Below are 13,255 nucleotides of genomic sequence, written 5' to 3' on the forward strand. Positions count from 1 at the left end.
GAGGCTGCGCCGGGGAAAATCCCAGGGCGATTGCAGTCGATATGGGGTTCATCTTAATTACAATCAAGCTTTACCGCAGCCCAGGAGCCTCTATCGTGGCGATTCGCAAATACCAGCAACATCTCCCGCAACTGGGCGCGCGCGTCTTCGTCGACGCTTCTGCCGTGGTCATCGGCGATGTCGAGCTGGGCGAGGACAGCTCGGTCTGGCCGATGACCGTGATCCGTGGCGACATGCACCGCATCCGCATCGGTGCGCGCACCAGCGTGCAGGACGGCAGCGTGCTCCATATCACTCACGCCGGGCCGTTCAACCCGGACGGCTATCCGCTGATCATCGGCGACGAAGTGACCGTCGGGCACAAGGTCACTCTGCACGGCTGCACCCTGGGTAGCCGCATCCTGGTAGGCATGGGCAGCATCGTCATGGATGGCGCGGTGGTCGAGGACGAGGTGATCATCGGCGCCGGCTCCCTGGTGCCGCCGGGCAAGCGCCTGGAGAGTGGCTACCTGTACGTCGGCAGCCCGGTGAAACAGGCACGTCCGCTGACCGACAAGGAGCGCAACTTCTTCAGTTACACAGCGGGCAATTACGTGAAGCTCAAGGACCATCATCTGGCCGAGGGTTACGACCAGTGAGTGGCGAACTGATCATCCGCCCCATCGAGGCGGCCGACTTCGACCAGGTCTGGCCAATCATCGAAGGCGTGGTGCAGGCGCAGGAAACCTACGCCTTCGATCCGCAGATGGATCGCGAAACGGCCTGGAAACTCTGGGTGGAACTGCCGCGCGCAACCTTCGTGGCGGAACAGGATGGGCAGATTCTCGGTACCTACTACATCAAGGCCAATGCCGCAGGTCCCGGCGACCATGTGTGCAACTGCGGCTATATGACCGCTCCTGCCGCTCGCGGTCATGGCATCGCCGGCAAGCTCTGCGCCCATTCGCTGGACGTAGCTCGCCAACTGGGCTTCAGCGCCATGCAGTTCAACAGCGTGGTGGCCACCAACACGGTGGCCGTGGCGCTGTGGCAGAAGCACGGTTTCGACATAGTCGGCACCCTGCCCAAGGCCTACCGCCATGCCCGGCATGGGTTGGTGGATTGCTATGTGATGTATCGCAGGTTGCTGGACTGAGAAGCATGCGCCAGCCAGGTGGATAAGTAGCCTTGCCCTGTATCGACTGCAGCACGTAAACGGGCTGTCGCACTTTCTTCTGTCGTCAGGGTCGTTATTCTGCGATTACTTCCCAACGGACTGTGTCGACGACAAGGATCGCCCCATGACCGAAGCCAATCCCTTCGCCCCGGAGCCGCGCGCGCCGACATTGGCTTCACGGCAACTGCCGGTGTTGCCGCTGCATCTGGTTGGCGTGGTGCTGCTGATGAGCCTGATCAGTATCGCGGTCACGCTGGTTGGGTGGCTGATCAATGATGTCGACACCGATGCCATGTTCTGGCTGCGCTACGTCGCCAGCTACTGGATAACCCATCTGCTGATGGCCGGGCTGTGCGTCTACTGGCTGGCCAACACCTACATGGAGCGCCATCGCCTGGCGAGTTACCGGCAGCCGGCAGGGTTGCTGATCGGTTATGGCCTGGCCTACCTGCTGCTGTCCTGGGCGCTGGGTTTTGCCTCTGGGCAACTCTACGCATGGCTGTATCAGCAACTGGACGTCTACGGCGTTGCGCGTCTGCTGTTTGGTCTCGGCTGGTGGGGCGTCGGTTTGCTGATCTTCTGCCTCGAGGCGCTGCTACCGCTCTGGCTGCTGCTGCATCTGTTCCGACCGCAGGCGGAAGTAGGCGCTGACGATTTGCAGGTGCCGGGCACGACACTGGCCTGGTGCTTCGCGCTGGCTGTCGTGGTGGCTTCCCTGCAACTGGCAGGGATGACCACCCAGTTGCTGAGCGGGATGGCCTATGGGTACGAGCTGCAGGGCTGGGAAGGACTGGTCAACCTGGTGAATGCCGGGCTGTTTCTGCTGGTCGCGTTCTTCACTGCGCGTGCAGCACTGCCAGCGCAGGTACGAGGGTTCAATGGCGGACGGCTGGCGGCGGCGGTGGCGATCACCTTGTCATTGTGGATAGGCAGTGCATTGCTTTGCGGCATTGTGCTGCTGGCGCTGCTTTGGCTTGGACTGGGAAACAGCCTCGTATTGATGCTGTTCTTCAGCCTGCTGCAACTGGCGCTGCTGTGGCCATTCACCCGCCTTGGGCTGCGCTGGGGCTATCGTGCGCAAGCCGCTCAGGCGTGAATGCCTGGGCAAAGGCAGGTATCCTTCGCCACCGTTCCAGTTGCGAATAGGCGCTCGCCCATGCATCACTCCACCATCCTCTTCGACCTCGACGGCACCCTCACCGACCCGCGTGAGGGCATCACCCGTTCGGTGCAGTACGCCCTGGCCAAGTTGGGGATCGATGAGCCGGACCTGACCGCGCTGGAGCACTTCATCGGCCCGCCCTTACTGCAGTGCTTCATGGCGACCTATGCGCTGGACGAGGCCATCGGCTGGCAGGCGGTCAATCATTACCGCGAGCGCTTCCGGGTCACCGGTCTCTACGAGAATCGCGTGTTCGAGGGTGTCGAGACGCTGCTCGAAGCACTGGTGGCGCAGGGGCGTACGCTATATATCGCCACCAGCAAACCGACGGTATTCGCCGAGGAGATCGCCCGGCACTTCGGTTTCGATCGCTACTTCAAGCGCATCTATGGCAGCGAGCTGGATGGCACTCGCACTAACAAGGTGGAGCTGCTGGCGCATCTGCTGGAGTCGGAGAAACTGGCGCCCGAGTCGGCGCTGATGATCGGCGACCGCAAGCACGACCTGATCGGCGCGCGCAGCAATGGCCTGCAGGCGGTGGCGGTGGGCTATGGCTTCGGTAGTCGTGAGGAGTTGCTCGGCGAGTCGCCGGCCTTTCATTTCGAGACGCTGGCAGAGATGCACCAGGCGTTCAGTCGCTGATCCGTCCCGCTTATAACTGAACGAATGTCGTAGGTCAGGTCGAAAGATTCGCGGACAAGTCCGCTCCCACAGGTGTGTCGCTGATCTGTGGGAGCGGACTTGTCCGCGAACGGCCCTCCACCTAGCGCAAAGATCATCGCCGGAAGTAGACTCAAGGGCGGAACGGCAGACGACCTCCCGCTGTGCTGCGGGAAGCCGCCTTCGCGGGGATCAGTCGTTGCGCTGATAGATGATCTTCTGGGTGCCGCCATCGCAGCTGCCGACGACCATGTTCTGGTCCTGCACGTCGGCGTTGGGCACGATTTCCAGGGTATAGCTGGGCACGTTGTTGGCCTGGATCTTCGTTTCAATTTCCTGCTTGAGTTCTTCACAGGGCTTGGGCGCGGCCAGCGCGCCGCCAGCCAGGAGCATCAGGGCCAGGGCGGGAATCAGTCGTTGCATCGCTTGTACCTCCAGTGTTGGGCGAAACCTGAGTAGGTTGGACTGGCAATCTGCCCAGCAGTTCTAGTCGTTTTGCAGCAGGCTTTCCAATCGGGCCCGACGATCTGCTTCCGGCAGCCGGCCAAGCTCGGCTACGGCGGCGTAGAAGGCCGTCCAGCTTCGCGCCTCGTGCTCGAACAGGGCCGCGAAGGCCGGCACCCATTGGTCGTAGAGGCCGAAGGGCAGCAGCTTGGCATTGTTCAGCGGGCTTTCGATCCAGGCGTCATAGCGGCCCTGCCCGCCCCATTGGCGTTGGCGCAGGGCGCGGTAGTCGCGACGCAGACGCTCGAATTCGGCCTGCTTGGCGGCGCGCATGGCGTGCTCCGGCAGGTCGCTGGCATAGAGCTGCTGCAGGCGCTCGCGGCTGGCCAGCACCAGCTCGATGAACTGCTGGCGCTGGCGGTCGTCGCTGGCCGGCGGTGTCTCGCCGCGGGCGGCATGCCACTGGCGCAGCCCTTCGCGCTCGACGAAGGTGGCGAAGGACTCGTTGAAGGCGGTGTCCCCCGGCAGGTAGTACTGCTGGTGCGCCAGTTCGTGAAAGATCACCGCGACGAAGCGCTCGTCGCTCCAGCGCAGCATGGTGTTGAGCAGCGGATCGTCGAACCAGCCCAGCGTCGAGTAGGCCTCCACGCCGCCGATGTAGGTATCCAGCCCCTCCTGGCGCAGCAGCGCGGCGGCGCCACGTGCCCGACCCTGTTGGTAGTAGCCGCGGTAGGCGACACAGCCGGCGATGGGAAAGCAGTGCAGCTCGGGTTCGAGAGAAAATTCCGGCGTGGCGAACAGGTTCCACACCACGAAGGGGCGATTAAGGTCGGCGTACAGGCGATAACTGCGATTGTCGGGCAGGTGCAGACTGGCGCTGGCGAAGTCCCGTGCCTGCTGGCTCAGCCTCAGGCGCCTGGCCAGGTCGGGGTCGGTAGCAGGGTCTTCGAGCAGGCGTTCGACCGGTTGGCGCGCGCTCAGCAATTGCAACTGACCCTGGCCGAGATGGGTGTAATAGTCGAGCGTCGAGCAGCCGCCCAGCAGCAGAGCGAGCAGGGGAACCGCGATGCGGCGCAGCAGGTCGATAGGGCAGGCGTTGGGCATGCCGTCACGCTAGCTGATCGCGCAAGTTGTCTCCAGCCCCTTTCGCCTCGGTTTTGCCTGCCTCCCGGTGTAGGCTGGTATCCGGACCCTTATCGGAGGTCGCCATGCGCGCCCTGCTTCTCGCTCCCGCCCTGATGCTGCTCGGGGCCTGCGCTTCACCCCTGCCCACGCCTGACCCGCAGCAGGCCTGGGTCGAGCTGTATTCCACTGCCGATACCCTGCTGATGGCCGACCGCCTGGACGGCAAGCGCTGGCCGGATGGTCGCTATTTTCAGGTGACGCCCGGCCAGCACGAACTGGAGACGCGCTTTCAATTCGAGGTGCGCACCGGTGGGCTTGGCATGCAGAGCGAACCGCTGCGCATGACCTGCGAGATTCGCCTGCGTTATGAGGGGTTCGCGGCGGGCCAGCGTTATCGCATCGAGGCGCGCCAGCAGCTGATGAAGGCGCAGGCCTGGCTCTATGACGAGCAGCGCAACGTGCTCGCACGCGGCGAGGTGTTGCGCTGCGGGACGGCGATCTAACTACACGAAACGCACGCCGCAGCCGACGGATCATCGGCTGCGGCGCGGCATCGCTTCAGTTTTCCAGCACGGCTTCCAGGGTGATCGCCGCATTCAGCACCTTGGACACCGGGCAGCCGGTCTTGGCGGTTTCCACGGCCTTCTCGAAGGCGGTGCGGTCGGCGCCGGGAATCTTCGCGCGCAGCGACAGATGCACCGTGCTGATCTCGAAGCCGCCATCGACCTTGTCCAGGGTCACTTGTGCTTCGGTGTCGATGCTCTCGGCGGTCATCCCGGCTTCGCCCAGCTCCTTGGACAGGGCCATGGAAAAACAGCCGGCGTGGGCGGCGCCGATCAGCTCCTCGGGGTTGGTGCCGGGCTTGTCCTCGAAACGGGTGTTGAAGCCGTAAGGGGAGTCCTTGAGCACGCCGCTCTGAGTGGAGATGGTGCCCTTGCCGTCCTTGATGCCGCCCTGCCAGTGGGCCGAAGCTGTCTTCTTCATGTGCGTCTCCCGTTGAATGAAAGGGGCTGCCGGTCTGGCAGCCCGTTCTGATTCAGAGGGCAGTCACGCGCACAAGTTCGCACTTAGCGACGTTGCAGCTCGGCCAGAATGTCGAAGGCGTGCAGGCGGTCGGCGAAGTCGTACATATCGCAGGTGAAGATCAGTTCGTCGGCCTCGGTTTGCTCGAGCAATTGTTCCAGGCGTTGGCGCACGGTCTGTGGCCCGCCGATGGCGGCCAGGCCGAAAAATTCGCTGACGGCCTGGCGCTCATGCGGCAGCCACAGGCTCTCCATACTCGCCACTGGTGCGCGCTGCACCAGGCTCTGGCCGCGGATCAGCGCGAGAATGCGCTGGAACGCCGAGGTGGCCAGATGCTGCGCCTGCTCGTCGCTGTCGGCGGCCAGCAGCGGCACGCCGAGCATCACGTAGGGCTTGTTGAGCACTTCAGACGGGCGGAAATGGTTGCGGTAGATGCGGATCGCCTCGTGCATGTAGCGCGGCGCGAAGTGCGAGGCGAAGGCGTAGGGCAGCCCCTTCATGCCGGCGAGCTGGGCGCTGAACAGGCTGGAGCCGAGCAGCCAGATCGGCACGTTGGTGCCGGTGCCGGGCATGGCGATCACCCGTTGCCCTTCCTGGCGCGGGCCGAGGTAGGCCTGCAGCTCCTCGACGTCCTTGGGAAAGTCGTCGGCGCTGCCGTCGCGACTGCGGCGCAGGGCATGGGCGGTGTACTGGTCGGCACCGGGCGCGCGGCCCAGGCCCAGTTCGATCCGCCCGGGGTAGAGCGTGGCGAGGGTGCCGAACTGTTCGGCGATCACCAGCGGCGCATGGTTGGGCAGCATCACGCCACCGGCGCCGAGGCGGATCTTCGAGGTGCCGGCGGCCAGGTAGCCGAGCAAGACGGATGTGGCGGAGCTGGCGATACCATCCATGTTGTGGTGTTCGGCAACCCAGAAGCGCTCGAAGCCGAGGCTTTCGACGTGTCGGGCCAGTGCCAGTGAATTGTGCAGGGCCTGGGCGGCATCGCCGTCATCGCGGATCGGTGCCAGGTCGAGGGTGGAGAGCTTGATGGAGGCCAGTCGGCTCATGGGGAGTCTCCTCGTTGCATGGCCGGCTACTCTAACCCCATGGGTCGTGGCTCGCACGCCCGGCGCAGGCATAGTCATCATCGACGCGGATAATGGGCTGGTGCGTGCAGCGCTTCAACTCGGGCGACTCTGACGCTGACTCCAGAACTGCTCGGCCAGCAACTGCAGGCGCGCAGCGAGCCTGGCGAGCTGTTCGGCACTGCCGTGGCTGCGGGCGCTGGCTTCGGCGGTGCTCTGACACGCCTGGCGGATGCCATGCAGGTTGCGCTGGATGTCATCGCCAACCGCGCTCTGCTGCTCCACGGCACTGGCGATCTGCAGGTTCATGTCGCTGATCTGGCTGACCCGCTCGCTGATCCCGCTCAGCGCCTCGGCAGCTTGTTGCGCCTGGCCGGCAATGCCCTGAGCGTGCTGCTGGCTATCGGTCATCGCGGCGACGCTGCCGTCGATGGTGCCTTGCAGACCGCCGATGATGGCATCGATTTCGCTGGTGGCCGCCTGGGTGCGCCGGGCCAGCGCGCGCACTTCGTCGGCGACCACGGCGAAACCACGACCGGCGTCGCCGGCGCGGGCCGCCTCGATGGCAGCATTGAGGGCAAGCAGGTTGGTGCGCTCGGCGATGTCGCCGATCACCGTGAGCACCGTGCCGATCTCTCGGCTGCTGTCGGCCAGTTGGCGCACCTGGGCATGGCTGGCCTGCAGCGCCTCGGCGAGAGTGGCGATCTGTCTGCGGGTGTCCTCCACCAGTTGGCGACCATAGCCGGTCTCCTGATCCGCAGCACTGGCCGCGCTGGCGCTGAGCTGGGCGTTGCGCGCCACCTCCTGGACGCTCGCCGCCATTTGTTCCATGGCACTGGCGACCTGCTCGGTTTCCTGGCGCTGTTGCAGGGTGGCGCTGTTGTGATGCTCCACCGCACCGGCCAGTTGCCCGGCCTCACCGCTGAGCTGCCGGGCCGAGTCGGCGATGCGCCCGACCACTGCACCGGCTTCGGCCTGCAGGCTTTGCAGGGCGAAGCCGATGGCGCCGAAGTCATCACGGCGTCCGCTGTAGAGGACCTGGCTCAGCGGGTTGTCGGCATGCCGTCGGGCCATCTCGGCCAGGCCCCGCAGCGGCCGCAGGGTGTGCTGGATGACGCCTCCCAGCGCCAGCCCCAGCAACGCACCGGCGGCCAGTTGCGGCAACAGCGGCAGGCCCAGCGCCAGGCTGGTGAGCAGCGCGCCCACAGGCGGCATTAGCAGGCCGAGCAGCGCCAGGCGCCGGTCCGGCCCCAGCAACGGCCGGCGCAAGGCACTTGGCGTACGGCCTGCGTGTAGTTCGGCATACAGCGCCTCGGCGGCGGCGACTTGCTCTGCGCTGGCCGCGGTGCGCACGGACTGGTACTCGACCACCTGCCCGTCGCGGCGCATCGGTGTGACGTAGGCGCTGACCCAGTAGTGATCGCCATTCTTGCAGCGGTTCTTCACCAGGCCCATCCACGAGCGACCGGCCTTGAGCGTTTGCCACAGGTGGGCGAAGGCGGCGGGCGGCATGTCCGGGTGACGCACGATATTGTGGTTGTAGCCGAGCAGCTCGTCTTCGCTGAAGCCGCTGATGGCGACGAAGTCAGCGTTGACGTAGGTCAGCGCGCCCTTGAGATCGGTCGTGGAGAGGATGTTGGTCTGCGGCGGTACCGGAATCTGGCGGCCGCTCACCGGCAGGTTGCGCTTCATGTCTGCATGCCTTCTGTGTGCAACTGACACCAGAGACCATCGAAACAGTCCTCGCCGCTGAGCAGGCGCTGTAACTCGTGCGGTGCACGCGGCGGGCTGAACCAGTACCCCTGTGCGTAGTGACAACCTTCGCTGCAGAGAAAGTCGAGCTGCGCCTGCTTTTCCACGCCCTCGGCCACCACCGCCAGGCCCAGGCTGTGGCCCAGGCCGATGATCGCCCGGCTGATGGCCAGCGACTCGCTGTCCTGCGGTGCGCCAGCGATGAAGCTCTTGTCCACCTTGATGATGTGCAACGGGAAGCGCTTGAGGTAGCCGAGCGAGGAGTAGCCGGTGCCGAAGTCGTCGAGCGCCAGCTGGATGCCGAGGCTGGCCAGCTCGCGCAGGCAGGCCAGGTTCTGCGCGCTGTCCTCCATCAACTGGCTTTCGGTAATTTCCAGCACCAGGCTCGACGGCGGCAGCCCGCTGTGCCGGAGGATATCGGCGACACGTGCAGCGAAGTCGCTCTGTTGCAACTGGCGGCTGGACAGGTTGACCGAGCAGCGCAAGTGCGGCTGCCCGCCCAACTGCCAGGCGTGTACCTGGCTGCATGCCTGCTGCAGCACCCAGTCACCGACCGCAAGAATCTCGCCGGACTCTTCCAAGCACGGGATGAACTCCAGCGGCGAGATATCACATCCTTGATGTTGCCAGCGCAGCAGGGCTTCCACCCCGATCAACCGTGGCTGGTTGCCGTCCAGCTGGCAGATCGGTTGGTACACCAGGCGCAGCTCACCGCGCGCATTGGCTTGGGCGAGCGCGCTTTGCAGTTCCAGCTGGCGCTGCGCCTGCTGCTGCAGTTCATTGCTGTAGCGGGCGAACTGGGCCTTGCCCGCGCTCTTGGCGCGGTACAGCGCCAGATCGGCCGCCTGCAGCGGGTCGAGTGGCTGGCCGCTCTCCTGCAGCGCAGCGATGCCAATGCTGGCGCTGACCGACAAGGTCTGCTCCGGCAGCCGTAGCGGCACGTGCAGGCTGTCGAGCATGCGCTGGGCGACCCGCTCGGCATCGCCCATGCATGCCAGGTCGTCGAGTAGGGCGACGAACTCATCGCCGCCGAAGCGCGCCAGGTGATCGCCCGGGCGCAGGCAGTGGCTGAGGCGTTCGGCGACTTCCACCAGCACGCGGTCGCCGGTCTGGTGGCCGAGGCTGTCGTTGATCAGCTTGAAGCGATCCAGGTCGATGAACAGCAGCGCGGCCTCGCGGGCGCCGGGGCGCTGCCTGCGTTGCACGGCCTGTTGCAGCAGCTCGCTGAGGCGGGCGCGGTTGGCCAGGCCAGTGAGCGGATCGTGGCGCGCGGCATGGTACAGTCGGTCCTCGGCGGCGCGGCGTTGGCTGATGTCGCTCTGCGAACCGGCGATACGCCGCAGGCCGCTGCTGCAGATATCGGCGACGCCGCGCACCAGCACCCAGAGGTAGCTGCCGTCGCGGCGGCGGATGCGGTACTCGTGATGGAGGAAGGGCGACAGGCCGCGCAGGTGATTGTCGATGGCCTGGCGCAGGCCGGGCAAATCGTCACTGTGTACGCGGCTAAACCAGCTCTGGCTGGTGGGCGAGAGGCTGTCGCGATCGAGATCGAGCATGCGAATCCAGCGTTCGGAGAGGTACAGCTGGTCCTGCTCCAGCTGCCATTCCCACAGTCCGTCATTGGCGCCGCGCATGGCGCGGGCATAGCGCGCTTCGCTGTCCTGCAGCGCCTTGCGCTGGGCGGCGCCGTAGCTGTCCAGGGCCAGGCCGATATCGAAGAACACCTTCTTGATCAGGCTGGAGAAACAGTCGCTGGCCACCGAGGAGCCGAGCAGTTCGCCGAGCAGGCGATCCAGGTACAGGCGATAGGCGCCGAGGTACCACTTCAGGTCGACCCCTACGCGCTGGTGGACCCAGCCGATGCGCAGCCGCTCCAGGACGTAGGCCTCATCCAGCGGGCTTTGCCAGAGGCCGCGGTAGTAGTCGGCTTGGCGCTGCTTGAGACGTTCGATGACGGCCCTGTCGCCAAGAATCGCTGTTGGGGCCGGATAATCGGCGAGTTCCTGATAGAGGGTATCGACGAAGTTCTGGTTGGCGCGCTCGACCCGCTGCGCACAACGTGCCAGACGCTCGTTGTCGACCTGGCTCCAGTCGAGAAAACGCAGGCGCTGACGCAGCTCATCCAGATCTGGAGCGATGTGTTGCAGCAGGTCTAGAAACTCTTGTTCGTTGCCCATCTCAGCCTCGTGCTTTTCCTCAGCGCAAAAAAAAGCGCCGCTGGCCGCGCTTCCTCGAAGGAAGGCGGCCAGCGGCGCTCTGTCTTGCAGGCCCTGTGTCCTGCCCGGCAAAGCCGGTCTCCGCGCGGGGCGGAACCTACTGCGGCTAGCTTTTACCGCATTGCCCCAGCGCGGACAACTCTTCACGCAGCCGGCTCAGGCGCTTGCGCAGCTCGGCCAGCTGGCCCGACTTGAACGCGTGCCGGGTGCGTTCGAGCACCTCGATGGCGTCGTCGAGATTGCTTTGGACATCGCCCAGGCTGCCCACCGGCAAGCGTTGCAGCCAGCGACACAGCGGCTGCTGCTGGCAGCTGTCGAGGCTATCGATGACCTGGCAGTGAGGCGCCTGACGACGCAGCAGATGAGCGATCTGCTGGCTGGACGCGGTGTCCGGCAGGCTGAGCAGCAGGTGGGTCTGAGGCATGACGGTCGCGCTATGTGGCAATTGGCTAGCAATACTAGGATGTGGCCGCTGGCGATTTATTGATCAGGATCAGTCCGGGCCGCGGTGAATCGACGCATGGCCCGCTCGCTCTGGCCGCAGTGGCAGGGATCGTGCGGGAAGCTTTCCGGAGCGCGTCTCACAAGCGGTTACGACCGATTGAGCAACAAAGCGTGCATATTCGCCGTGAGCGGTTAGACTTCCCACCCGGACGTCGCTCACAAGGCGCGCTCGCTCAAAAACAACAGAAAAAAAGGAGATTTCCCATGAAAGGCAAATCCTTGGCATGGGTCCTGTCCGCCGCGCTCGCGGGCACTGCCCTGAGTGGCATGGCACAGGCCGAAGAGAAGTTCGTCACCATCGGCACCGGCGGCCAGACAGGCGTCTATTACGTGGCCGGTCAGTCCATCTGCCGCTTCCTCAACCGTGGCTCGGCCGAGCACGGTATCAAGTGCAACGCCCCGGCCAGCGGTGGCGGTGTGGCCAACGTGAACGGCATTCGCAGCGGCGAATTCAATTTCGGCATCATGCAGTCCGACCACCAGTTCAAGGCCCTCAACGGCGCTGCGCCGTTCGAAGCCGAAGGTGCGATGAACGACATCCGTGCGGTGTTCTCGCTGCAGAGCGAAGTGTTCACCATCCTCGCCCGTCGTGATGCCAACATCAAAGGCTTCGATGACCTCAAGGGCAAGCGCGTCAACGTCGGCAACCCGGGTTCCGGTCAGCGCGACACCCTGGAAGAAATCCTCGCCGTCAAAGGCTGGGACCGTTCCGCCTTCGCTCTGGCTGCCGAGCTGAAGCCGGCCGAGCAGGCCAGCGCCCTGGGCGACAACAACATCGACGCCATGACCTACTTCGTTGGTCATCCCAACGGCGCGATCCAGGAAGCCACCACCACCACCGACGCCGTTCTGGTACCGGTGACCGGCGCCGAGATCGACAAGCTGCTGGCCGAGAAGACCTACTACACCAAGGCTGACATCCCGGGTGGTCTGTACAAGGGCAACGACCAGCCGACCCCGTCCATCGGCGGCAAGGCCGTGCTGTCCACCAGCGCCAAGGCTGATCCGGAAGTGGTCTACCAGCTGGTCAAGTCGGTGTTCGACAACATCGATCGCTTCAAGCGTCTGCACCCGGCCTTCGCTGACCTGAAGGAAGAGGACATGATCAAGGTCGGTCTGACTGCCCCGCTGCACGAGGGCGCCGAGCGTTACTACAAAGAGCGCGGCTGGCTGTAAGTCAGCGTTCCGGCGATAACGAAACCGCGGTCCAGGCCGCGGTTTTCTTTTGCCTCGGTTTTGCCTTAGCCCTGCTCATCGAGCAGGTCGATGGCCAGCGTCTGCAGGCGTTTCAGCAGGGCTTGCTGAGCGGCCGAGGGTGTCTCGTCGAAGCGCCGCAACAGGTACAGGGGCACGGGGATCACGGGCTCCAGTGGGCGGGCCTGAACCTCTCCGAGATTGCCTGACAGGGCGGTGAACGGGTCGACCAGCGCCAGCCCCTGCCCAGCGGCCACCAGCATGCGGGCCAGTTGGTAGGTCTGTACCGAAATGTCGATACGAGCAGGCGGGTCCAGCTCCTGGATGTGCCCGCGCAGCAGGCCGCCCAAGGCGTCGCGTGTGTCCAGGCCGATCAGGCTGAGCCCCGCCAGGTTCTGCAGGCGCATGGGCGTCGCGCATTCCTGGTCACTCCACCAACCCGGCGGGGCGATGGCCATCATCCGTCCCTGAGTCAGCACTTCCGTGTGCAGGCCTGGGTGCTCCACGCGTTGCAGCGTCAGGCCCAGATCGGCCTCGCGCAGCAACAGGGCCTGGATGATTTCGCTGGTGTGCTGGGTCGCGAGGTCGCATCGGGTGTGCGGAAAATCGGCGCGCCAGCCGCATATCACGTCAGGCAGCAGGGTCTGCGCCAGGGTAGGGGTACAGATCAGGCGCAGCGCCCGTTCCTCGCCGCGGCGCAGGCTATCGGACAGGCGCCGCAGATCCAGCAGTTCGGCCGCGAGACGTTCGGTCTGTTGCTGCAGTATTCGCGCTTCTGCCGTCGGCAGCAGCTTGCCGCGCACGCGGCTGAACAGGGCAAAACCCAGCTGTTGTTCGGCATGCTGAAGAATCTTGCTGGCAGCCGGCTGGGAGATGTGCAGCAGCTCTGCCGCTGCCGTGAGACTCCCGGTCTGCAGGACTGCCTGAAACAGTTCGACGTGGCGTAGGCGCATGA

The 13,255-nt window shown here is 65.0% G+C and carries 14 protein-coding genes and 1 pseudogene; 6 read left to right on the forward strand and 9 right to left on the reverse strand.

Annotation, left to right across the window (positions count from 1 at the left end):
• Positions 1 to 95 precede the first annotated feature (95 nt).
• The 4 genes from B2U07_RS08830 (at position 96) to B2U07_RS08845 (ending at position 2,960) form a co-directional block, all read left to right on the forward strand.
• Entirely contained in the window at positions 96 to 638 is a 543-nt protein-coding gene (locus B2U07_RS08830) for a gamma carbonic anhydrase family protein (RefSeq protein ID WP_197858857.1), read from the forward strand.
• Positions 635 to 1,135 carry a GNAT family N-acetyltransferase gene (locus B2U07_RS08835; RefSeq protein ID WP_197858856.1) on the forward strand — a complete coding sequence of 167 codons (501 nt, stop codon included), beginning with the start codon at positions 635 to 637 and terminating at the stop codon, positions 1,133 to 1,135. Before B2U07_RS08830 ends, B2U07_RS08835 begins: the two co-directional genes overlap by 4 nt.
• Before the next feature lie 145 nt (positions 1,136 to 1,280).
• On the forward strand, positions 1,281 to 2,252 hold the full coding sequence (locus B2U07_RS08840) for a hypothetical protein (RefSeq protein ID WP_275546398.1): 972 nt from the start codon (positions 1,281 to 1,283) through the stop codon (positions 2,250 to 2,252).
• A gap of 60 nt (positions 2,253 to 2,312) precedes the next feature.
• Positions 2,313 to 2,960: an HAD family hydrolase gene (locus B2U07_RS08845; protein WP_197858854.1), complete on the forward strand. Its 648-nt coding sequence runs from the start codon at positions 2,313 to 2,315 to the stop codon at positions 2,958 to 2,960.
• Between the two features lie 210 nt (positions 2,961 to 3,170).
• Here the strand turns inward: B2U07_RS08845 and B2U07_RS08850 are convergent, their stop codons facing one another.
• Together B2U07_RS08850 and B2U07_RS08855 are read right to left on the reverse strand one after the other, a co-directional pair.
• A complete protein-coding gene (locus tag B2U07_RS08850) occupies positions 3,171 to 3,401 on the reverse strand; it encodes a DUF1161 domain-containing protein (RefSeq protein WP_197858853.1) in 231 nt (76 codons plus the stop codon).
• A gap of 63 nt (positions 3,402 to 3,464) precedes the next feature.
• Complete coding sequence (locus tag B2U07_RS08855) at positions 3,465 to 4,526, reverse strand: aminopeptidase (RefSeq protein ID WP_197858852.1); 1,062 nt, start codon at positions 4,524 to 4,526, stop codon at positions 3,465 to 3,467.
• Positions 4,527 to 4,630: 104 nt separating this feature from the next.
• On the opposite strand from B2U07_RS08855, the gene B2U07_RS08860 reads away from it, so the two are divergent.
• Complete coding sequence (locus B2U07_RS08860) at positions 4,631 to 5,050, forward strand: hypothetical protein (RefSeq protein ID WP_197858851.1); 420 nt, start codon at positions 4,631 to 4,633, stop codon at positions 5,048 to 5,050.
• A 55-nt stretch (positions 5,051 to 5,105) separates the two neighbouring features.
• Here the strand turns inward: B2U07_RS08860 and B2U07_RS08865 are convergent, their stop codons facing one another.
• The 6 genes and pseudogenes from B2U07_RS08865 to B2U07_RS08885 form a co-directional block, all read right to left on the reverse strand.
• A complete protein-coding gene (locus B2U07_RS08865; RefSeq protein WP_197858850.1) occupies positions 5,106 to 5,531 on the reverse strand; it encodes an OsmC family protein in 426 nt (141 codons plus the stop codon).
• Positions 5,532 to 5,614: 83 nt separating this feature from the next.
• Positions 5,615 to 6,616 (reverse strand): LLM class flavin-dependent oxidoreductase, encoded by a 1,002-nt coding sequence (locus B2U07_RS08870; protein ID WP_197858849.1) that lies wholly within the window; start codon positions 6,614 to 6,616, stop codon positions 5,615 to 5,617.
• Positions 6,617 to 6,730: 114 nt separating this feature from the next.
• The gene (locus B2U07_RS08875; RefSeq protein ID WP_419096333.1) at positions 6,731 to 8,023 is read right to left on the reverse strand and encodes a methyl-accepting chemotaxis protein; all 1,293 of its coding nucleotides are present in this window, start codon (positions 8,021 to 8,023) and stop codon (positions 6,731 to 6,733) included.
• Positions 7,997 to 8,326 (reverse strand): annotated as a pseudogene (locus B2U07_RS23085) (PAS domain-containing protein); the annotation flags it as partial. The pseudogene B2U07_RS23085 and the gene B2U07_RS08875, both read right to left, overlap by 27 nt.
• Positions 8,323 to 10,563 carry a putative bifunctional diguanylate cyclase/phosphodiesterase gene (locus tag B2U07_RS08880; protein ID WP_296276826.1) on the reverse strand — a complete coding sequence of 747 codons (2,241 nt, stop codon included), beginning with the start codon at positions 10,561 to 10,563 and terminating at the stop codon, positions 8,323 to 8,325. The pseudogene B2U07_RS23085 and the gene B2U07_RS08880, both read right to left, overlap by 4 nt.
• A gap of 145 nt (positions 10,564 to 10,708) precedes the next feature.
• The gene (locus B2U07_RS08885) at positions 10,709 to 11,026 is read right to left on the reverse strand and encodes a hypothetical protein (protein WP_296276828.1); all 318 of its coding nucleotides are present in this window, start codon (positions 11,024 to 11,026) and stop codon (positions 10,709 to 10,711) included.
• Positions 11,027 to 11,310: 284 nt separating this feature from the next.
• Between B2U07_RS08885 and B2U07_RS08890 the strand changes: the two genes are divergently transcribed.
• The gene (locus B2U07_RS08890) at positions 11,311 to 12,282 is read left to right on the forward strand and encodes a TAXI family TRAP transporter solute-binding subunit (protein WP_296276830.1); all 972 of its coding nucleotides are present in this window, start codon (positions 11,311 to 11,313) and stop codon (positions 12,280 to 12,282) included.
• Between the two features lie 65 nt (positions 12,283 to 12,347).
• Here the strand turns inward: B2U07_RS08890 and B2U07_RS08895 are convergent, their stop codons facing one another.
• Positions 12,348 to 13,253, reverse strand: a complete 906-nt coding sequence (locus B2U07_RS08895) for a LysR family transcriptional regulator (protein WP_296276831.1) — start codon at positions 13,251 to 13,253, stop codon at positions 12,348 to 12,350.
• Between the last annotated feature and the right edge of the window lie 2 nt (positions 13,254 to 13,255).

This window comes from Pseudomonas sp. UBA7530 (genome assembly GCF_002479365.1).
Classification (GTDB): Bacteria; Pseudomonadota; Gammaproteobacteria; order Pseudomonadales; family Pseudomonadaceae; genus Aquipseudomonas.